The organism is Roseovarius indicus, assembly GCF_008728195.1.
Classification (GTDB): domain Bacteria; phylum Pseudomonadota; class Alphaproteobacteria; order Rhodobacterales; family Rhodobacteraceae; genus Roseovarius; species Roseovarius indicus.
The window spans coordinates 2,646,336-2,665,111 of record NZ_CP031598.1 but is presented as its reverse complement, the minus strand read 5'-3'; the positions used below and the strand labels follow the sequence as shown (position 1 = coordinate 2,665,111).

26 protein-coding genes and 1 tRNA gene are annotated in these 18,776 nt (G+C 59.3%); 8 read left to right on the top strand and 19 right to left on the bottom strand.

Annotated elements, in window-relative coordinates; translation table 11 throughout:
- Nucleotides 1-29: 29 nt before the first annotated feature.
- The 19 genes from RIdsm_RS12550 to RIdsm_RS12475 all read right to left on the bottom strand — a co-directional run bounded on the left by RIdsm_RS12550 (nt 30) and on the right by RIdsm_RS12475 (nt 16,088).
- Entirely contained in the window at nt 30-1,994 is a 1,965-nt protein-coding gene (locus RIdsm_RS12550) for a phage major capsid protein (protein WP_057816695.1), read from the bottom strand.
- A 9-nt stretch (nt 1,995-2,003) separates the two neighbouring features.
- Nucleotides 2,004-3,770 carry a terminase large subunit gene (locus tag RIdsm_RS12545; protein ID WP_057816694.1) on the bottom strand — a complete coding sequence of 589 codons (1,767 nt, stop codon included), beginning with the start codon at nt 3,768-3,770 and terminating at the stop codon, nt 2,004-2,006.
- On the bottom strand, nt 3,748-4,083 hold the full coding sequence (locus tag RIdsm_RS12540; RefSeq protein ID WP_143100346.1) for a P27 family phage terminase small subunit: 336 nt from the start codon (nt 4,081-4,083) through the stop codon (nt 3,748-3,750). The genes RIdsm_RS12545 and RIdsm_RS12540 overlap by 23 nt, the downstream gene beginning before the upstream one ends.
- 693 nt (nt 4,084-4,776) lie before the next feature.
- Nucleotides 4,777-4,852: transfer RNA gene (locus RIdsm_RS12535), tRNA-Gly, on the bottom strand.
- 736 nt (nt 4,853-5,588) lie between these two features.
- Nucleotides 5,589-6,161 (bottom strand): transcription termination/antitermination protein NusG, encoded by a 573-nt coding sequence (gene nusG, locus RIdsm_RS12530; protein WP_057816692.1) that lies wholly within the window; start codon nt 6,159-6,161, stop codon nt 5,589-5,591.
- Nucleotides 6,162-6,237: 76 nt separating this feature from the next.
- Nucleotides 6,238-6,372: a hypothetical protein gene (locus RIdsm_RS30720; protein ID WP_276509279.1), complete on the bottom strand. Its 135-nt coding sequence runs from the start codon at nt 6,370-6,372 to the stop codon at nt 6,238-6,240.
- Between the two features lie 167 nt (nt 6,373-6,539).
- Nucleotides 6,540-7,475, bottom strand: a complete 936-nt coding sequence (locus RIdsm_RS12525; protein ID WP_074939770.1) for a DUF7146 domain-containing protein — start codon at nt 7,473-7,475, stop codon at nt 6,540-6,542.
- Complete coding sequence (locus tag RIdsm_RS12520) at nt 7,462-9,876, bottom strand: DEAD/DEAH box helicase family protein (RefSeq protein WP_074939773.1); 2,415 nt, start codon at nt 9,874-9,876, stop codon at nt 7,462-7,464. The genes RIdsm_RS12525 and RIdsm_RS12520 overlap by 14 nt, the downstream gene beginning before the upstream one ends.
- On the bottom strand, nt 9,869-10,327 hold the full coding sequence (locus RIdsm_RS12515) for a helix-turn-helix domain-containing protein (protein WP_057816689.1): 459 nt from the start codon (nt 10,325-10,327) through the stop codon (nt 9,869-9,871). Before RIdsm_RS12515 ends, RIdsm_RS12520 begins: the two co-directional genes overlap by 8 nt.
- Nucleotides 10,324-10,701, bottom strand: coding sequence for a hypothetical protein (locus tag RIdsm_RS12510; protein ID WP_057816688.1), 378 nt, complete (start codon nt 10,699-10,701; stop codon nt 10,324-10,326). The genes RIdsm_RS12515 and RIdsm_RS12510 overlap by 4 nt, the downstream gene beginning before the upstream one ends.
- On the bottom strand, nt 10,694-11,131 hold the full coding sequence (locus tag RIdsm_RS12505) for a VRR-NUC domain-containing protein (protein WP_057816687.1): 438 nt from the start codon (nt 11,129-11,131) through the stop codon (nt 10,694-10,696). The genes RIdsm_RS12510 and RIdsm_RS12505 overlap by 8 nt, the downstream gene beginning before the upstream one ends.
- Nucleotides 11,128-12,306, bottom strand: a complete 1,179-nt coding sequence (locus RIdsm_RS12500) for a DNA cytosine methyltransferase (RefSeq protein ID WP_082647401.1) — start codon at nt 12,304-12,306, stop codon at nt 11,128-11,130. The genes RIdsm_RS12505 and RIdsm_RS12500 overlap by 4 nt, the downstream gene beginning before the upstream one ends.
- Nucleotides 12,307-12,460: 154 nt before the next feature.
- Nucleotides 12,461-13,516: a DNA polymerase III subunit beta gene (locus tag RIdsm_RS12495; RefSeq protein ID WP_057816685.1), complete on the bottom strand. Its 1,056-nt coding sequence runs from the start codon at nt 13,514-13,516 to the stop codon at nt 12,461-12,463.
- On the bottom strand, nt 13,513-13,836 hold the full coding sequence (locus tag RIdsm_RS12490; protein WP_143100348.1) for a hypothetical protein: 324 nt from the start codon (nt 13,834-13,836) through the stop codon (nt 13,513-13,515). Before RIdsm_RS12490 ends, RIdsm_RS12495 begins: the two co-directional genes overlap by 4 nt.
- Nucleotides 13,837-13,851: 15 nt before the next feature.
- Nucleotides 13,852-13,980, bottom strand: coding sequence for a hypothetical protein (locus tag RIdsm_RS30715; RefSeq protein WP_268874589.1), 129 nt, complete (start codon nt 13,978-13,980; stop codon nt 13,852-13,854).
- Nucleotides 13,977-15,143, bottom strand: a complete 1,167-nt coding sequence (locus tag RIdsm_RS12485; protein ID WP_057816683.1) for a DNA-methyltransferase — start codon at nt 15,141-15,143, stop codon at nt 13,977-13,979. The genes RIdsm_RS30715 and RIdsm_RS12485 overlap by 4 nt, the downstream gene beginning before the upstream one ends.
- Nucleotides 15,144-15,311: a hypothetical protein gene (locus tag RIdsm_RS30120; protein ID WP_160325851.1), complete on the bottom strand. Its 168-nt coding sequence runs from the start codon at nt 15,309-15,311 to the stop codon at nt 15,144-15,146.
- Nucleotides 15,308-15,778 (bottom strand): hypothetical protein, encoded by a 471-nt coding sequence (locus RIdsm_RS12480; protein ID WP_143100349.1) that lies wholly within the window; start codon nt 15,776-15,778, stop codon nt 15,308-15,310. Before RIdsm_RS12480 ends, RIdsm_RS30120 begins: the two co-directional genes overlap by 4 nt.
- Before the next feature lie 103 nt (nt 15,779-15,881).
- Complete coding sequence (locus RIdsm_RS12475; RefSeq protein ID WP_057816681.1) at nt 15,882-16,088, bottom strand: hypothetical protein; 207 nt, start codon at nt 16,086-16,088, stop codon at nt 15,882-15,884.
- A 14-nt stretch (nt 16,089-16,102) separates the two neighbouring features.
- Here RIdsm_RS12475 and RIdsm_RS12470 point away from each other — a divergent pair, with 14 nt between their 5' ends.
- The 8 genes from RIdsm_RS12470 to RIdsm_RS12440 all read left to right on the top strand — a co-directional run bounded on the left by RIdsm_RS12470 (nt 16,103) and on the right by RIdsm_RS12440 (nt 18,709).
- Nucleotides 16,103-16,504, top strand: a complete 402-nt coding sequence (locus RIdsm_RS12470; RefSeq protein ID WP_143100350.1) for a helix-turn-helix domain-containing protein — start codon at nt 16,103-16,105, stop codon at nt 16,502-16,504.
- A gap of 214 nt (nt 16,505-16,718) precedes the next feature.
- Nucleotides 16,719-17,003, top strand: coding sequence for a hypothetical protein (locus RIdsm_RS12465; RefSeq protein WP_057816679.1), 285 nt, complete (start codon nt 16,719-16,721; stop codon nt 17,001-17,003).
- 14 nt (nt 17,004-17,017) lie between these two features.
- Complete coding sequence (locus RIdsm_RS12460) at nt 17,018-17,251, top strand: hypothetical protein (protein WP_057816678.1); 234 nt, start codon at nt 17,018-17,020, stop codon at nt 17,249-17,251.
- On the top strand, nt 17,248-17,532 hold the full coding sequence (locus RIdsm_RS12455; protein WP_057816677.1) for a hypothetical protein: 285 nt from the start codon (nt 17,248-17,250) through the stop codon (nt 17,530-17,532). The genes RIdsm_RS12460 and RIdsm_RS12455 overlap by 4 nt, the downstream gene beginning before the upstream one ends.
- A gap of 88 nt (nt 17,533-17,620) precedes the next feature.
- Complete coding sequence (locus tag RIdsm_RS30115) at nt 17,621-17,770, top strand: hypothetical protein (protein ID WP_160325848.1); 150 nt, start codon at nt 17,621-17,623, stop codon at nt 17,768-17,770.
- Nucleotides 17,771-17,781: 11 nt separating this feature from the next.
- Complete coding sequence (locus RIdsm_RS12450) at nt 17,782-18,132, top strand: hypothetical protein (RefSeq protein WP_143100351.1); 351 nt, start codon at nt 17,782-17,784, stop codon at nt 18,130-18,132.
- Nucleotides 18,129-18,461, top strand: a complete 333-nt coding sequence (locus RIdsm_RS12445; RefSeq protein WP_143100352.1) for a hypothetical protein — start codon at nt 18,129-18,131, stop codon at nt 18,459-18,461. The genes RIdsm_RS12450 and RIdsm_RS12445 overlap by 4 nt, the downstream gene beginning before the upstream one ends.
- Complete coding sequence (locus RIdsm_RS12440) at nt 18,461-18,709, top strand: hypothetical protein (protein ID WP_057816674.1); 249 nt, start codon at nt 18,461-18,463, stop codon at nt 18,707-18,709. The genes RIdsm_RS12445 and RIdsm_RS12440 overlap by 1 nt, the downstream gene beginning before the upstream one ends.
- Nucleotides 18,710-18,776: the final 67 nt, after the last annotated feature.

The following is an 18,776-nucleotide window of genomic DNA, read 5'->3' as shown; positions in this document are numbered from 1 at the left end:
GGCGGGCCTTATTGGCCCGCCCATTCAGGTTACGGGGTCGGCAGGCCCCAGTTGACCTCATCCAGAAGGGCCACAGCCGACGAGCGGCGCTTGGACCAGTTCAGGATGCGCTCGGCGCGGAATGCAACCGAGTTGGTCTGGAACATGGACACCATAGAGGTTGCGGTGCCGTCCACGTTGTTCGTCGGGTTGTCCAGCATCTGCAGCGATGCCTCGCGGGACATATCGACGTTCACGCCGCCTTCATCACCGAAGTAGATATCCGAGGCGTTGACCAGAGCCACATAACCGCCAGCGGAAACCGCCGACAGATATTCCGATGCGATGACCGGAACACCCAGGAGAGTGCCACCGCGCATGTTGATGCCGGTGAACTCAGGCTGGCCGAGCGGGTTCTGCATCAGCGACAGAGCCAGTGCCGTCGAAGACGACATGACATAAGCCGCGGTCGTCGGCGGGTTGTTGGCCGCGACGAAGGTCGCCCACAGCGCCCGGATGTCCTCGCGGATCGCGTCCGCATCGTTGCCGGTCGAGGTGGTCGCGCTGACGCCGTTGGTGATCGAAGCCGGCGAAACACCCGCCGATGCCGAAACCGCCGGGTCAATGAACGTCTGGTCGATCTTCTCGGCAACCGCGGCTGCGAGACTGTCACGCAGGACAGCATCAGCAGACGGGCTGGACTTCCGTAGAAGTTCCTCGGTCACAACCGAGATGGTCGCGACTTTCAGTTCGTCCAGAGTGGTGCGGCTGAAATCCAGCGCGGTCAGCGGCTTGGGCGCACCTTCACCGACCCAGTATGCCGAACCCCCAGCGGTTTGGCTGATAAGCGGGGTGCGGAACGGAACCGTCCGAAGTGCCGGCACGCCATCAGCGCCGAACTTCCCAACGATCGTCATCGGGCGTAGGTATTCAACGAAATCGGCATAAACCGAGGTTTCGTCACCTACCAGATCGGCGGCCCAGTTGCTCGACGTGGATTCACCACCGACGACCGTGGCTTTGGTCAAGATGCCAGTTACCGGCGAGTCCTCGCCATAAAGGCGCTTGGCAACCTCGCGCGCTGGCTCCGAGTCAAGGCGGCTGATTGCCTTGGCACGAGCAAGCCGGGCGAACTCAACACCGGGTGCCGATTTCGCAGCCTTCACCCGCACAGGAGCGCGGTAGTCGCGAGACTGAGAAGCATCGTCCGACTTGTCGCCGGTGACAACCTTGGCTGCCTTGGCTTTGGTGGCCTCAAGGTCGCGAAGATCGCCGAGTTCTCCGTCGATCTCCTTGACCTCGGCCTTGAGGTTGTCGAATTCCTCTTTTTCCTCGGCGGTCTTGGACTCGCCACGTTCAACGGCCGCATCCTGGATTTCTTCCATCCGGGCCTGCGATGCCGCGCGTTTCGCCTCGAAAGCGGCGATCTGCTCTGCAATGGTCTTCATGTTTCTGCCCTCCTTGGGCGTCAGTGAGATTGGTTTTCGTTGATTTCCCGTGACGCCGGGAGATTTTGCGCCCTTGGCGCTGTCCGCATCCTTGCCGGTGCCTGTCGCGGCTGGCTTGGCTGCGTATTCCTTCACGGTGGCGATATTCGCCTCCGCATTTGCGGGAATTGTGACGGCTGACAATTCCAGCCATTCCCATTCCTTGAAGCGAACACCCCAAGATCCCTCGATCTGCTCGACCTCCAACCCTCGGAAACCGATACTCAAACCCCGAACCAAACCGGCCTTGATCAGTTTCCAATACCTGTCGATCTCGTCTGTCACCCCACGCGAAACGTTGGCGACAATCTCAATACCCTTTTTCGTTACCTTGGCCTCTGTCACTTGACCAATCGGGTCACCGTGATTGTGCTGCCAAAGCAATGGGATAGGCAGTTGGTACTTCGCGCCCTCCGGCAGAACGATATCGTCCATGCGGTCAGTCGCAGGTGTCGATGCGATGCCGGTAATCGTGCCGGAATCCTCATCCATTTCCTTGATTTCAAGGGTTGCGTAGGCACGATCCATGTCGGCCTCCTAAATGGTTATGAATTGATATTCGGGCTCCGCTTCACCCCTGACGCCCTCAGACGCCCCAACGGCCATCGCCAGTGCGATCATGCCGTCCATCCGGCCGCGCTGGCGCGACTTGTCAAACATCTGGTTTCCGATGGCGTCCGTCTTGATGACCGTGTTGGCCGCGCAGTATTGCGTCAACCGGTTCTCTTCGATGAGGATTTCGCCTTCCAGAACCTTGTCAGTGAAGCGCGTGATGCTGTGCGGCATGCAGAGATTGCGCTCGCCAAACGCTACCTTCGTGCCTTGCGAGTGCCGGACAACCTTTAACCCATCACCTTCCGGCTTCTCTGGCCCCTCATAAACCCAAACCGCCAGCCCGATCGCCTCGCATGCGTCCCGAAACTTCTCCCAGAAACTCGGGTCGATTGTCAGGCTGTCGACATCGTTTTCCGCAACCAGGGACTTCACCTGCATCGCGACGAATTCATAGTCGATCACCGCCGACTGCGTGACGCTCAACTCACCTTTTTCAACGTATGTCTTGTACGGGATGCGGTCCAAGGCCGATCGGCGCTCAAGGCCCGCCGGCGTCGTCCAATACCAGCACCTCGCCGTAAGGTAGTCCGCATCACCCTTCCAGACGGCACCGAGCGCTGTAAGGTCGTTCTTTTCCGACAGGTCGAGCGACAGGAAGCATTTCTGGCCTTCGACCTTCTCGGGCTCGAACTTGCCGATACATGCCCGCCAAGCCGCCTCGTCAACCCAGAAACCGGACGAGCCGACCGGAATCCCGAAATAGAGGCGGGAAACCGAAAGCCGCCTCCCTTCGTCGTTCTTGGCGCGGTTTACTTCGCCGCGCAAGTTCTCATGGCCGAATGTCTTGCCGAGTGCCGGCAGAGACTTTACCCAGCAAGACTCGTCATTGAATGGATCGTCTTCCTCGTCGACCCGAGCGATGAACGCAAAAGCCTCGTCGTCATCGAACACCTTTTCCAGCATGCGCTGGTAGTATTCCGACTGTTCCGTCCCGACGATCTGGTCAATTGCCGGGGTGTTTGTGCCGAGGATCATGAAGGCTGACCCGGCCTTTTTTGCGATGCCGGCTGACCAAAGCTCAATCGGCCTGTTCGTCGCAAACTCGTGGATCTCGTCCCCGATCACCACGTCCGGCCGCGGGCCTGAAAGCGTGTCCGTCGTGGCTTTCGCCTCAAAGAACGACCCGGAGCCCACAAATTCTATTCGCCAAGCGTTCTCGCCCTTCCCGGAGACGAAAACGATGCCTTTATCCTCGAGGCTTTCACCGTGGCCGGGCACCTCAGCCCGGCACAGCGCCGCGGCATCCTTGAACGGTATCTTTGCCTGATCCAGCTTGGACGCGATCGCATAGCACTGCGCCCGCCTGATCCCCATGAACCCCGCGACGTAAAGCGAGATGCCGCCCATCAGCGGCGATTTTGCCTGCCCCTTGCCTGTCTCTATCCAGAGGTTTCGGAACCTTAGACGACCTGACTTGTGCCAGCCGAACAAAGACCCGACCACGAATTTATGCCATTCCAGCAACTCGAATGGCTCACCAGCCAGCGGCCCATCCGTGATGGTAAACATCGCCGGGAAGAAATCTATCGCTTCCTGGGCCTTATCCGCATCGAAATAAAGACCGCGCGGAGCGCCGGATTCCAAGTCCTCGAAATGACGCTCGCACGCCAAGCGCACGAACTTGCCGGCAACGATTTCGCCATCTAGAACCCGACGCGCATATTCGCTAGTGGGGTCCAAGTCGCTCAAGGAATTTATCCGCTTTTGTCTGCGCAGGCTTCGGAGCACCCGCCGGCGCCGCGCGCTCAACCGGAATTTTCAACTGCTCCTCAAGCTTCGTAATCTGGTCCTTGATCTTCTGCAGCGCCGACCAATGAAAGTTGAACACATCGCCGCCGTTCGGGCCTTCCTTGATCGCGCCCTGCTCCGCAACGGTCGGATAAAGGAATTCATACTCGACCCGCTCACGTACCAGCCGATCGATAATCCGCTTCCGCTGTTCTGTGAGTTGCCCGCGTCCGTCGACGTCCTCAATCAGCGCCTTCCACTCGGAATCCGCCATACTGGCCCGCGCGTCTCCATCTGGGGCGTTGGCGTAGATCCGGCTGTAAACTGGCTTCCGCATGTTATACTATAACCCCCACCCCTGTTTTCGGGGTGATCTGTGTGAAAATGATGGTGGGCGCCGGGTTTCCGTCCCACAGGCTCCCAGATCGCTGCATACCCCCCCCGGCTGGCCACACCCGGCATACCGTGCAGTAGCCGCTGGGGTGCGTCAGATGGTCGAGCCATCCACCCCGACGAAGCGGTATCTTCGCTTCTCAGAGGCTATCCACTGCGCTCCTCTTGCGTTCCATAAGCCGGATCGTCTGGCCCTGTTCTCTATAGTGCGGTTCACTTGGTGGTCACACGACTTGCAACAGGTGCGGAGGTTGTCAGGGTCCAGCGCTTTGTCTGGTGCAAGATCCAGTGGCTCCGCATGGTCGACCACTGCCGATTTCTGGCTGTGTCTTCCGTCTGTCAGAATGGCGCCGCACATACAGCAGGTGAATAGGTCACGCTCGAGAATGGATTGACGAAGCGCCCTGCCCTTTCTCGTGCTGAATGGATGAGCCTTTGTCATGTGTTGCGCCCGCCTCTGCCATTCACCGCTTTGCCTTGAAGTCTGCACCCCAACGGTGTTGACGCTTTCGCGCATGGCAGCGCTAGAGGATACGGGCTTGTCCTGCGAGGGAGAGGGGTGCAACGGGTATTGTGGAGCGGATAGAGGGAATCGAACCCTGCTCACGAAGGCTTGGAGGGCCCCGGACTTGTCCCGCAAGCTTATCCGCTGAACCTGCTGTCGTCAGTCGATCGCGTTAATACGATCCTGAGCGTCATCACCGGCTTTCCGGTGCTTGTTGGCGTCTGATATATTGTCGCCGGTCGTGCCCCAAACGAGGTGACTGGGGTTCACACACGAAAGATGCCCATTGCCGCAAAGGTGGCGGGTTACCATTCCGTCCGACTTAGGCGCCCCTCTCGTCAAAAGCAGCATGTATCTTGCTGCACTGATACTCCTGCCACAGAAAGGCATCTGGGCGGGAACATCTCTTTGCGCGGCTGGTACGAATATACACTCCACGCGTGCAGCATGTCTGTTTTCTTCTACAAATACTCGAATTGGGCACTTCACCCTTTCGCCAAGTATCTTTCCGCGCCTACACCGCTTTGTTTTGCTGCTCGGATTGTTGGGATCTCTGGTTTTTGGCCAACGCCCGTGTTTTTTCCACTTGATGCCATTTTCAGACATCCATTGTCCTGCTAGAGTTTTCCCAGCCATCTTTGAACCTCACATGTTCATAGGTGGATAGATGCGGGAATGGTGATGGAACACCTTCCCGCATTGCTTTTCTCGTAATAATCCCTACGACTTCGCGCAATTTTTTGGCTCTTGCCTTCAGCGCGAATTTGGCCTTTCGGGCGCCCGACCCAACATCGGCTCTCAACTCGGTTCGAGCGATGGGCCTTCCCCTTCGGCGGTTATGTGCCCGCCGGGTTGCGAAGACCCTACCGCATGCCATCGGATCAATCAACATCTTTCCGCACCAGTCTAGGCAGGGATGTCTCGCCTTTTATTCCGGTGAGGGTTTCAAACCACACCCTGCCCTTTTCCACCTTGCGAACATCGACAACGGCGCCCGCCAGCGGGCCTGACGCAACCTCCGCCCTATCCCCGACACGAACCCTGAGAAGATCCGCCCGTGCCTGTGCCAACTCCTCTTCCCGGCTGGGCAGCCCCATAACGGCGCGAACGATTGCATCCGGCAAAGCAATCGGCGTGACGCCATAACTGAAAACGCCCGTGATCAGGTTGCGTGCTTTAAGGATATCCCAATTCGGCTCATGCTTGAATTTGGCGTAGACGATCCCTGCAATGACGGGATACTTCCGCTGATGGCGCTTGCCGCGGATCACCCATGACTTTTCCCTCTCTGGGAAGCAGGCATGAACGCCCTTCTGCTTGAGGTGCTCGCAGGTAGCGCGCTCCTTCCCCGATCGAACTGTCAACGCATGCCATCGGGGCCTTGCCAGCCTCCCGCCCGTGACGCCCCTGCTCTGCTCGAATGGGACGATTTGGCCTATGCGGTATTCCATCATATCCTGCCCTCTCTTTGCCTGTGGTGCTATGTTTTGCTGTCGTTTTTACGTGTCATCTGGTCGCGCTGGTCGGGGGTCATGACGCTACCTCCCGCTTCCATATCGGCGGGGTCTGGCCAACGGCAGCCCAGCCCTTTTCGGTCAAATGCCAGTTGCTGTCTTCCGGGTTCGGGTCATGGAAGACCATCTCGGCATGGTGCAGATGGGTCATGGCCCTACTGACGCGGGTGTGGCACATCTTCAAGCGGCGACCGATGGCGTTGATATGGGTCGGGCCGAGAGTGTGGTTTGCCTTGGCGATTGCGGCTAGGATCTTTGACCGATCCTCCAAAGAAGCGCGCTCTTGGGCGTGTGGGGTTCTGTTTCGTGTCTGTCGCATTAGGCCACCAGCCTTTCTTTAAGCTTGAGCATGTCGTTAAAATCTGTGCCAACATCGCCGGGCACCTTCACCGCCACCGATAGGCCCTTCACGGACAGCCTGTGCGCCAGCGCATAAGCCGCCTTCTGACCTCCGAATTTCGCGTCATTGTCGGCGAAGATGGTCAGTTCCTCGACAGATGCAGGCGGCTCCCACTTCTCCATCATCGTTGAGTTGATTACCGCCCACACAGGCAATTCATACATCTGCATGGCAGACAGCGCGGTTTCTATGCCCTCGGCTATTCCAAGAGCGTAACCCGCCTCACCAAGCCTGATTGCGGCACCGTCCGGGATCTTGCCCGGCATGATGCGGCGCACTTCATCCTCGGGCGCTTTCCCACTCCCATCCGGCGCAAGCCATGTCCTGTGGAGCGTCACTGGCTTGCCGTCAGCGTCTGACACAACGCCGATCAATGCGGGATAGTGCTTGTCCCCTGCATACCAACAACTCGGGCAGAACCGCAGGCTTTCAGGGTAGGACAGCTCATCAATCCCACGGGATTGGAAATACCGATCGACAACATCCCCCCTCTGTACGGGGACGCTGGCTTTCCACAATTCCCGCAGTCGCTCGCGCTTCTGCTCGTCGCTAGCCTCCTGGCGTATGGGCTCGGGGTTTACCCTGCCGCATACAGCCCTTACCTCGTCAGCCGCCTCGGCAAAATTCCAGCCGCGGAAATTCATCAGGAGGTTCCAGCCGTCTCCAGAGCCGCACTGGTTGCAGAAATACGTTCCCCGACCTTCCTTGTTGTCGAACCGGAACCGATCACGCCCGCCGCACATCGGGCATGGCCCGTGCTGGTCTTTCAGAGCGCTATCCGGCACGCCAAGACTCGCCAGAATGCCGCGCCACTTGCCCGTGACATAATCCCTAATGTCATCACGTTGCCGCACGCCGCACCTCCTGACGTTGCTTGCTTTTGGCGAAACGAATGTCTTTCGCCTTCACCCAATTCTTGACCTGTTGAGACGGGCGTTGCGGGTTGTCGTCCAGGCCTCGCGGCCAAACCTTGAATTTCTCCTTGTAGGCGTGTGAAGCCCAACCCTTCTTTCGGCCACGCTCTTTGGCGATCCACAAAAGGCCGGACCAGAAGTCTTGCTTTTCCTGCTTTGTCGGCTGGTGCTTGGCGCCCCTGACCTCGATCAGCTCACCATCACCCATTTCCACATCGGTTTGACGTTCCGGCTTGAACCCACAGGATGGGCACTTGGCAACCTTGGCGGGCTTCACGTACCCGCAGGCCGCGCACTCCTTCGGCAAAGGCTCCTGCCTCTCCCGTGCGGCTCTCTCCTCGCACTTGCCGCCCTTCAACCGGGTGTGGTGAATATCCGTTACGAACCCGAGCCGAAGCGTGTTGTCGGCATGGTCGAGGATGAGGCAGTTGTGGACTAGGAGTCCTTCAGCAGTGAAACAATTTCGGGGTCCGGCGTTGAGAATGTCCCATACTTCCCTTTCGGTTTCGCCGAAGGCTTTGCCCACTGCTCTAATATCTGCTGATCGGTCATTCCCAACCCAATCATCCGCTTCAACGTAGCGTCCGCATACTTGACTTCCGGATACTCGCTTCGAAAGCGATGCATGTTTGCCGTCAACTGTGATCGCTGATTGAGCTTGTTGTGCCGCGCTGTGGACCAACGAAGATTCCCCGGCGCATAGCCCTTGTCGTTGTCGATTCTGTCGATCTCCACTGCTTTCGGGCTTTCCGGCAAACCAAGGTTCGACTGAACCCAAAGCGCCGCTTCCGCCGGAGAAGAAAAATCGAAAGTAACGCCTCTGCCCCCATAGTCCGCAAAACGACCGTTGCTCGGATTGCAGCAACGCTGCTCCGCAGCCTGCATCCGCCGATAGAGCCACTTTGGGAAACGCACAGGCTGATTGCAGGATCGACAGCCTTTCGTGCGCCCACGCTCCAAATTTCCTAGAGAGATTGACCGCTCTGCTCCACACCCATCGCAACGGGTTTGAACAAATATCCGGCGCGCCCCAGGCTTGCCCCTCCACTCCAGTTCCGGGGAGATCACCCGGACGGAGCCGAATTTCACGCCCACCAAGTCCGGTCTGGATGATGGCGATTTTCTCGCGTTCACATTCCCCAAGGGTGCGCCACCCTTTCTCCGTCCAGACTTTGTGATCGGGCGTCCCTGTGAGCCCTTGGTACGTGATGACATGTCGCTTTCCCTTGCTGATTACACCTTGGTGACTGACCCATTGTTGTCCGTCCCATAGCTTATCAGAAAGCAAAACTTTCTCAATCGGTACTGGCCCACGTTGTGTTAAAATTTGCGTCCCAGATGCTAAGCAGTCGTTCTTGCCATCTGCTGTCCGAAGGCCCCGACCAATCATCTGGACGTAAAGCATTTCGGATTTGGTTGGCCGCGCCAGAATGATACAACGCACATCCCAATCAACACCCGTGGTCAGGCAACCGACATTGCAGACAACCTTGATTTCCCCACGCTCGAAACGCCGGGCCACTAGTGCCCGCTCTACCTCGTCGGTGTAGGCGTCAACGTAGCCCGTGGGCACTCCAGACCGCTCGAAATCGGCTTGCAGCTTCTTGGCGTGCGCCCGGTCCACGGCGAAGCAAAGCGTCGGCCTCGCCTCGCCCTTCTCAAGCCACGTGCTGACCACATCGGCCACCATCTGGCCCTCGCCCATGACCTCCCCAAGTTGACCCTGGTTGAAGTCGCCAGCGGTCGTCTTGACGCCGGAAAGGTCGGGGTGCGCGGGGGCAAAAACCCGGAACGAAGATAGAAATCCCGCATCAATCAGCTCCTGCATCGTGGCGCCGATGATCAGGTCGTCGTATTCCGAGGACATGCCCTGACGCCAAGGCGTAGCTGACAGGCCGATGAACGGGACATCCGGGCATTCCGCCATCCACTCGGAGATGACCTTGCTACCGATATGGCACTCATCGACCACCACCACCTCGCAATCCGGACGGTCCCTCCGGGCAAGAGTTTGAACCGACGCGACTTGAACTGGCGCGGTCCAATCGGTGCGGGGATGGTCAGCTTGGATTACCCCGATCTGCGTAACGCCCTCCGCCTCGAATGCCTCGACCGTCTGGTTGATGAGGCTCAAGGCGGGAACGGTGAACACCACCCGGTTGCCCTTTGCCAGCGCCCCGTTGACGATCATCGAGGCGACGAAGGTTTTTCCCGCGCCTGTCGGAAGCTGGAGGCAAGGACGGGAACATCCCCTAGCCAGAGATTGACGAAGCCGGTCGATAGACTGACGCTGGTGCTTGCGAGGGGTGCGGGGCTCGGGTTTGGCGAAAAGGTCAAACATTGCGGCCACCAGCTTTCAACATTTCTTGGCCAGGAAATTCCAAAACGTTAAAACTTTCGTCGCAGTCCCCTTTTATATTCCCCCTTATAGTGTCCCCCCGTCCGGACATGGGCGCCGTGTCCTTTTTTTTGGACATGGCCGTGTCCCCCCGTCCGGACATGGCTGGGCGCTTCATCGAGCCAAAAAGTCGGTAGCTGCATGAGGTGTATTGCCCGCACCTTTTGGTTTTCTCCCTCTTTATGAGGCCGTACCCTTCAAGGCTGGAAATCGCTTCATTCACTCTCTGGCGACGGTATCCAGTCATCTTAGCTAGTTCGGCTTGCGCAGGCGCGCACTCGTCGGATTTCTCTTTGTGCCACCAGCAGATTGCCAGCAACACCGAACGCTCCGCTGGTGGGATATCTAACACCTCAAAAAGCCCGTATGCCCACTTCATGGCGCGTATACTCATTGCAATGCCACCCCGCGCGTGCGCCCGATGACGTTCCATGCTGGGTCAAATTTCTGGATATACTTCCGCTCGACTTGTCGAAGCTTGCGCTCGGGCGTGGGCTTAAACCATCGCATCGGCCAGTATCCTGGCACGCTGATTTCGTTCAGAATCTCGTGGCCATGCCACCTGCATGCCAGTTGAACAGACATGCCGACGTAGGCAACAAGAGCCTTACTGTAGAACTCTTTCTCCACGTCGTGCAGCAAGAACAAATAAACGGCTGGCGATAACGGCGCGGTACAGTAGAAGTTGTCATAGGTGTCCGGTGAGCGCCAGCCGTCCTCGACCAAGGCTTTCTTTATTTCCTTGCTGTCGAGCCACTGTTCACTCATCTTTTTGCCCCTTGACCATTTCGGCGGCAATCTCTCCGACAGACCGCCAATTGCTCGTTATCTCGCGCGTTCCAACGGCCCACTTCCGCAGGCTCTCCCGCACGTCCTCGACAGACCGCACGACAGCCACCCGATATCCGAGTGCCCTAAGCTGCTCGTGGACTTCCTTCTGGGTATCGGTGGCGTAGTTGCCCTCTGCCTTGACCTCGAAAAAACACGGGCCTACGTTGGCGTAGTTCAGCACCAGCAAGTCAGGGAACCCGGTGATGGCGCCCTTGCGTTTGGCTTTGGCGAGCTCAATCGCGATACCCTTGCCGCGCTTGTTGATTTCGTTCTTGCAGTGATGGACCATGCACCCTGCGGGAAGGACAGACCGTAGGTACTCAACGATCTGGATCTGTATCGGGGATTCCCTATCGACGCGGTTCATGCAGCGGCCTCCACCATCTTGATCCTGTCGAAAATCCACTCCCCGCAATTGATCGCCCAGCTATTGCCGAGGCACTTGTACTGCGGCCCGTCCGGGCATTGGTCTGCGGGCTTCCCGCGCCAAGGGATGCGGCACCAGTCGTCGGGGAATCCCTGAAGGCGGTGGCATTCTGTGGGCGTCAAACGGCGCACTGCCCACGGTCGGGCGATGGCAGGCGGATGCGCCCCGGCTGCGAGCGGGTGACACGCATCACCTGGCTTGGGCTGGCTGTAATTGCCGGGGCTGGTGATCTGGGTGGTGTCGAAGGCTACGGCCTGCACCTTGTTGCGCGCCTCCAGCGTATAGGCGCTGCCGTCCTGACGTACACCGGAACCTTGCGGGCCGTTCTCTGGGTTCTCGCTTACGGCGCGCTCTTGGATGGCGACCGGAACGAGTGGCAAGCCATCGCCATCGCCATCGCTACTAGGCCCCTTGGCGTCACGTGCCTTCATTGCTGGAGAAACCTGCGGGATCAGCCCTCCGTCGCAATCGAAGTCGGTTCCAAGTCCGCCACCGCCTTTAGTGCGCGCGCTAATTGTGGGGGCAGGTCTTTCCCCCTCTTCTCGGCGCGGCGGAGGATTCCCCGACAGGCTTTCGCCGTCAAAAAGTACCGCTGCGGCACGTCGCCAGTCTCCAAGATATCCGACAACGAACACACGACGGCGTCTCTGCGGGACAGCGAGCTCGAAGCCGCATGTTCGCACGTACTGAGCGTCAAGCACTCGGTAGGCGAACCCATACCCGAGTTCCCCCAAGCCCCGGAGAAGGGCACCAAAATCCCGTCCTCCGTTGCTTGACAGGACGCCGGGGACGTTCTCCCAAACCAGCCACTTGGGCTGATAGCGTCGAGCGATGGCAAGATAGGTGAGCATGAGGTTTCCGCGCGGGTCATCAAGTCCCTTGCGAAGTCCCGCGACGGAGAACGACTGGCACGGTGTTCCTCCGCAGAGAACATCGACATTTGCATCGGGCCACTCCTCGAATTTTGTCATGTCGCCCAGGTTGATGGCGTCCGGAAAGCGATGGGCGAGAACCGCTGCCGGGAAAGGCTCTGTCTCCGACTGGTATTTCCAGTCGATCCACGGCGCGGAAAGTTCAGGAGCGCCAATGCCAGAGCAGACAGTCATTCCGATCATGCCACCATCGCCGAAAAGCCCCCGACCACGAGGGCCGGGGTAGTAGGGAGGAGGGACTCTCCAACCGGACCTTTACCGCCTCTGCTGGCGTCACGGCCTTTCATGGTTGGTGAGACTCTGCTTTGCCCGGCAGAGCTACGGGATCTGGTGGGGGTCATGCTGTGGCCTCCGTCGCTTGCGGAAGCCTGTTGCGGTGGTCTGTGACCGCCCCCATCATCGTAAAGTCGTCTGGCCTTTCACTGGCCGAAAACCGATAGGCATTTGGCGTGGCGGAGATATCAACCACGGACCCCGAAAATGGCTTGATGCACTCGATCAGGTCGGAGGTCAGACATACGAAGTCGATATCGCCATCATCGCACCGTATCGTCGCCTTCGCGTCGATATGCTGAGCCGGCCACTTCTCCCCCGTCAGCGTGGCGGTTCCGCCTGCTACCTGAACGAACAAGTCGCGCGCTTGCCCGATGGTCGCCCGGTCGATTGCCACCAGCATTTCATCCGCATCGAACGAGCAGATGGGGCTGCGCTCGATCACGATACGCCGCCACGGCGGGAACTTGGCCTCCACCAGCTTACCCGCAAGCGCCATATTCTCCGCTTCCACGCGCCATGTCCGTTCGCCCACGAACAGACGCGCGCCGGGCTTCATGGCCTTGCAGATGGCGGGGATAGCTGCGCCGGGGATTACCTGACCCTTGCCGCCCGTGATGCCGAACCGGGCCAACCTCTTTCCGGTGGTGGCGACGGCGTTACCCTCATCCAGACAGACGCCGCCCATGGCGTTGTGTTCATCCTTGAGCATGAAGGGTGTCAGTCCGCGAAAGGCGCGCTCAGCGTCTTCGATCTCCTCGTGATCCTCGGGCTTCTTGAGGCGGGGAAATTCCTGATCGAGGGCCGGCAGGGCGACGTTCGATCCGGCGGATTCCAGTCGGAGGTATATATCATCGACATGGGCGGAGATCACACCGCTGGACGACTTAACCACGCGCGCCAGATCGGCAGCGTTGACGTTGCAGCTACCTTCATCAGAAACAGAGGCTTCGCACGTCGCCTGCGCCTCTACGTCCATGTTGGTGCCGATGAAGCGCAGGCGCCCGCCGTCAGCGATCACGTGCAGACAATCGAGGATGGGTACATGTCCCCGGCGAAGCGGTATCGATGCGGCTTCGACGGCGGCGCGGATTTGTGGGGCTTCAACCTGGAATCTCATGACAGGATTTCCTTGGCGCTCGCCGTTATGAGCTGGTCGACCAGCCATTCTTTGGTCATGCCCTCCGCATCATCAGCCAACTTCTCAATCCAGCGATCCAGTTCTTCTTCGCAGCGGTCCGTTTCCTCCTCGACGGCATCCTTGACTTCCGCTGCACCTTCCTCGTATCCCTCGTGACGCTCACTCTCGATGTGGCCGGACATTGCCGAAATGGTCGCCCAGATGCGGTCGCGATCAGGGTGTGCGTCGATCTCGTCTGTGGTCATAGGGTCGCAACGAAGGCTTCCGACTGACGGGCTGCGTTCGATAATGTCGAGCATGGGTATCTCCTGTGGTTACTCGCCGGTTTCCCGGCAGATCAGTTCCCGCGCCTTCATGGCTTCCCGCTGCGCTTCCGCGATGGATTGCGTGCGGGCGATTGTTTCTAGGTAGGGGATGAGCTTCTTGTGGAGGGGTGTGGTCATGCGGTGCCCTCGAACAAATCGGATTGCTGAGATGCGGCTGCAGCCTCATCGCGTGCGGCTTCAATACGGGCGCGAGCGATCTCGACGTATTGCTCGTCCATCTCGATGCCGATGAACCGGAAGCCCTCCAAAACCGCGCCGCGACCGGTTGAGCCGCTTCCCATGAACGGGTCCAGAACCACACCGCCGGGCGGCGTCACGAGACGGCAGAGATAACGCATGAGGTCTGTTGGCTTGACCGTGGGGTGCGTGTTCTTGCGGCGTGTATCCCGCCCCTCTGACATGCTGGACGGCTTACCGCTGGCGCCGTTCCCGGTCTGCCACTGGACGAATTGCTGTTCTTCTAGGTGGTCGAGTCCATGATCTCGATCAGCCTTGCTCGCCTTAGCGCAGTAGAAGAACCGGGCGGCGCTTTTCTCTATCTCGACCCGAGGCGGCGTGTGGGGACGCGGGCCATAGTCGCCATAGCAGTTGACGCTTGTCCGATCGCCGTGTTGTGGCCCAACGGCGCCCGCCTGACCCTTCGCGTCCGGAAATGCGGCGAGAACCTCGTCGCTGCCGTCATGGATGATGTTCGCTGGCCAGCGGCCGAGATCGGTCGGGACGGAGGCGCCACTGGTGCCGGTGCGATACTCATCCCGGCGCCGACCCCCAGCGCCGCGCCATGCCTTAGTGGTGTTGTCCAACGCATCAATCCGACACCCGTCGATGTTCAGGGCACCGGTGCCGTGGGCCAGCACGTTCTTTACGACCGTCCCTTCCAGCGGCTTGCGGGCAACCGTGATCGGCTCCCATGCAGGCTTAAGAGCCGTACCCCAACCCTGCCACTCGTCAAGCTTTTTGCCCACGTCATGCGACTTCGGGAAGCCGGATCCATAGGCCCAGCCGATCATGTCACGGATCTCGAAACCGGCATCCTCGATGGCGCACGCCATGCGGTGCTGCGTTCTGGTTCCAGCGAAGGCGAGAAGGTGACCGCCAGGCTTCAAGACGCGCAGAACCTCCGCCCACATCTCGGCGCCCGGCACGCTTCCGTCCCACGCCTTGCCCATGAAGGAGAGACCGTAGGGCGGATCGGTCACGACGGACTCGACGGAGTTACCCGGCATTGCGCGGAGGACATCGAGGCAATCGCCGAGGTGGAGTGTGACAGTCTCAGCCATTCACATCACCTCCAGCCTGAGAGCGTTGTGGCGGGCGGCGTAGAGCGTGGCTCGGGCCACGTGCATGGCGCGGGTGTCCCGGCGGGAGCAGGCGGCGGTGTAGGCCCTCTCGGCGGCTTCTATGGCGCGATAGGCGCGGCGGAGGCGGTAGTTGCGGAGGAGGGTCATCTCGCCTTCACCTCCCCGAGGTGGGGGATGGTGGTCTCGCCGGTCCGTGCCAGAGGCTCCATGATGGCAATGATGCGGTCAGCGTGGGGTTTGATCTTCGCCCGCTCCTGATGGTCCACATAGCCATCCGCTAACGCGTCAGCTATCATGCGAGTGCCTTCCGACATGAGGCTGATGGCGCGCATGTGCTCCGGCTCGTCTGCATCGGCGGACCGGGCGACTAGTCCAGCTTCGGCAAGCACGTCAGAGGTGAAAGCAGGCCCGAGAACTGCGCAGAGGCTGATAAAGCCATTCAGCCCCGGCGTTGCGTCACCGGACAGATAGCTTTCGATGGTGCGGGGCTTGATGCGGGCGGCATCTGCCAGCCCTTGCACGCTGTACCGCTTGCCGCGCCCTACGCGAAGGCGCAGAGCGTCTTGGAGCCGCGTTACCGCAAGTTCATGGGGGATAAGTGGGTTGTTACTCATGGCGAAACCTTTCTGTCGGGCGCATGTTTCTGGCATGGAGAAAGCAGAGACCTCTCCGGGTGGCAGCGCCCTATACCGTCCCCATGTGTGGGTGCTGCCGCCGTCATGCGGCGTCTCCGGCCTTGGCCTTCATGTCCGCGAGGCGGGCAAGAACCGCTTCCGCAGTTTCCGGCCAAACGCGCTTGCCATCACAGAGGCGCTTATAAAACTGGCCACCCTGTCCGGCGCGCTCGCCTACCGTGCTGGGGGCAATGTCGAGACTTGCGGCGGTCGCCTCGATCTCAGACTTCAGGTGTTCGGTGATGCTCATAGGGGAATATTAGTGTGATTTATCACACCATGCAACGGGAAATTTCACATTCGCGCCCAGTTGATGGGTGCGGTATGTTTCCCACTATGAAAGAGACAGAGAGCGAAACTTTTATCCGCAACCTGATTGCCGCAGTTGATGCGAGCGACTACTGGACGGATGCCGGACTGTCTAAAGCGGCGGGCGTTAATCGCCGCGCCGTCACAGATATGCGTGAGGGGCGCGTGAAAAGCCCCAAGCTATCAACAGTGTTCAAGCTGGCGAAAGCGCTCAATAGGGATCCTGGCGAGATGATGGGTATCGGTCCTCGGGAGCGCGTTCGGGCCGATCTTGCAGAATTTCTTTCTCAATACAGCGAAGATGAGCAAGAAAAGCTTCTGTCCGCATTGAACCTGTTTCCCCGGCACTCCGCCTAAAGGCTAATAGACCCGCGACTTCCTGAAAATGTGTTAAATCTCTCATACAGCCCTCCCGTACCCACACGGTAGAACATTTGTGAACGCGCGCCAAATGTGATTTTTCTCACATTTCGCCTTGACGGTGTGATGTTTCACACGATAGTATCCTCCCATACCCTGACTACTCAGGGCCGGTTAACGAAGTCTTAACCGGGTAACGATGGAGGAACGCATGATAAGCCATTTCCGTACAGTCACTTTCCACTGCGTTGATCGTGTCATCGCAGGCGAGGCCGACAACCTCGATGAAAGCAATGATATCTGGTGGGACCGTGAACGCGGCGAGGTCTTCAACCGCTACAACAGCGACCGCATGAAACTGGTCGATATGGGCGGGGGCCGGTCGCAGTATTCCGACTTCACTGACGAGGAGTACTTCCGCATCTGCCTCCACGCCACGGGTGTGGGTATGGCGCAATCGCTCTTCATGTCGATGAACCCGCACCTCGCCGCCTAACCCCGGAGGACACGATGACCCACCAAGAGAAGCAATCAGACACATGGTTCGGCAAGTACTACCGCGTCACGCTGAAGATCGGCGAGGATCGCGTTGTCGACATCAAGCACCGCAGCAAGTGGGGCGCCCATGCCATCGCTGAGCGGGTCGTGGACGAATACGGGTACGTTCCGGACATTCACGACTGCGAGAAGCTTTCGAACCGGCTGACCGCCACACGCATCTATCCGGCGGAGAAAGCGGCATGAACCTTCCCCCGACATACTACCAAGTGGCCGCTGACCTTGGCGAGCCCTGCGGCCTTGCCACAAGCGATCCGCTGCACAGCTTTGACGACGCCTGCGATGCGTATTCAGAGCACATGGAGAGGTACGAAGACGCCGTCGTGTTCCTCGTACAGCCCCCGGTTGGGAAGATGGCCGGCAGCATGTCGGACGTGACCGACGACGCCAACCTTCGCATTGCCGCCCGCATTCGCTGCCGCCCCGGATACCACGAAATGCCGGAGTGGCTGGCGGAGGCCTACTGATTTCTCCCTGCGGTATCTGCCGCAACTTCCCGGCGGGGCCATCCCCAGACCCCCTTCGCCCCGCCGGGCTTTTTAGAAAGGATATGAGATGACTGCACGCATTCACTTCACATGGCCGGACGGCACCGAAGACAGCATCGTCTTGACCGGCACCGTCGAGGAAATCCGCGAGCAAGCACAGCACGAGGTTTCCAGCCGCAACGCCACGAACCCGTGGTCTGAAGTTTTGAGCGAATGAGGGATTCTGAGATGAAACCGAGCAATATTGAACTGTGCAGCGTGGCATATCACGCCTCCTCAATGAGCCAAAACGCCAATGCTGCATATTGGCTTGAGTGCAGTGATGTTGGCGCTGATCACCTTCGCAAGGATATGCGCAAAAATCTCGAACGAATAGCTGACCTCCTCGGCCTGAAGCTTGTCGAGGTTGACGACGACACCTGCTCAGAATGTGGCGACAGCAGCGACGACCTTACCGAGTTTCAGGGCTCATATCTCTGCGAAAACTGTACCAGAGCAGAGGCAGATCGTCAGCAGGAAATGCATGAAATGGCTGGCGATGACAAAGCCCACGCTTGGGCCGAAGGGGGCTCGGCATGACCTACCCAACGGACGAAGGCTGCGGCTTTTACACAGACCTCCCCGACCACTCACGGAACGGGGACAGCGCGGGCCGGGGTTTTTCATCCTCAACCCCCCGCCCCGGCTCGCGCGCCAGGATGGCCTTTCCAACGCTCTGCGATGCACCTGAACCGGAGCATTACGACTGGATTGATGACGGCCTGAGCCGTGCGGAACGGTGGTCCAACCGCGCCGCCACCGCCTTGCAAATCGCCTTCGTGGTGCTGCTGTTCGGAACGCTGGCCGTGCATTTTACAGAGGTCTGGGACGCCGCAACCGTGCATCCCGATCCGGTGGAGGTGCAGTGATGGACTGGATGGCTGGCGACAGAGTGAGAAATAAGCCCGAACTAGCGCATCTGTACGACGGCACCCATTGGGCCGAGAAGCTGTCCAAGCCTCGCTTCGGAATGGTGCGAGAGGTTCCGAAATTCACTCAAGAGCACGGGCATGGAACACTCCTTATTGAGTGGGAAAGCCTGACCGACGTTCGCGGCGATGACAAGAACTGGATCCGCTGGATGCACTCCGACCACATCGAAAGGGTAGCCCAATGACCCACCACAGCACCACCACCTGGAAGCACATGCCCCGCAAGCAGGCCAAGCGCCACGGGTACGTCTA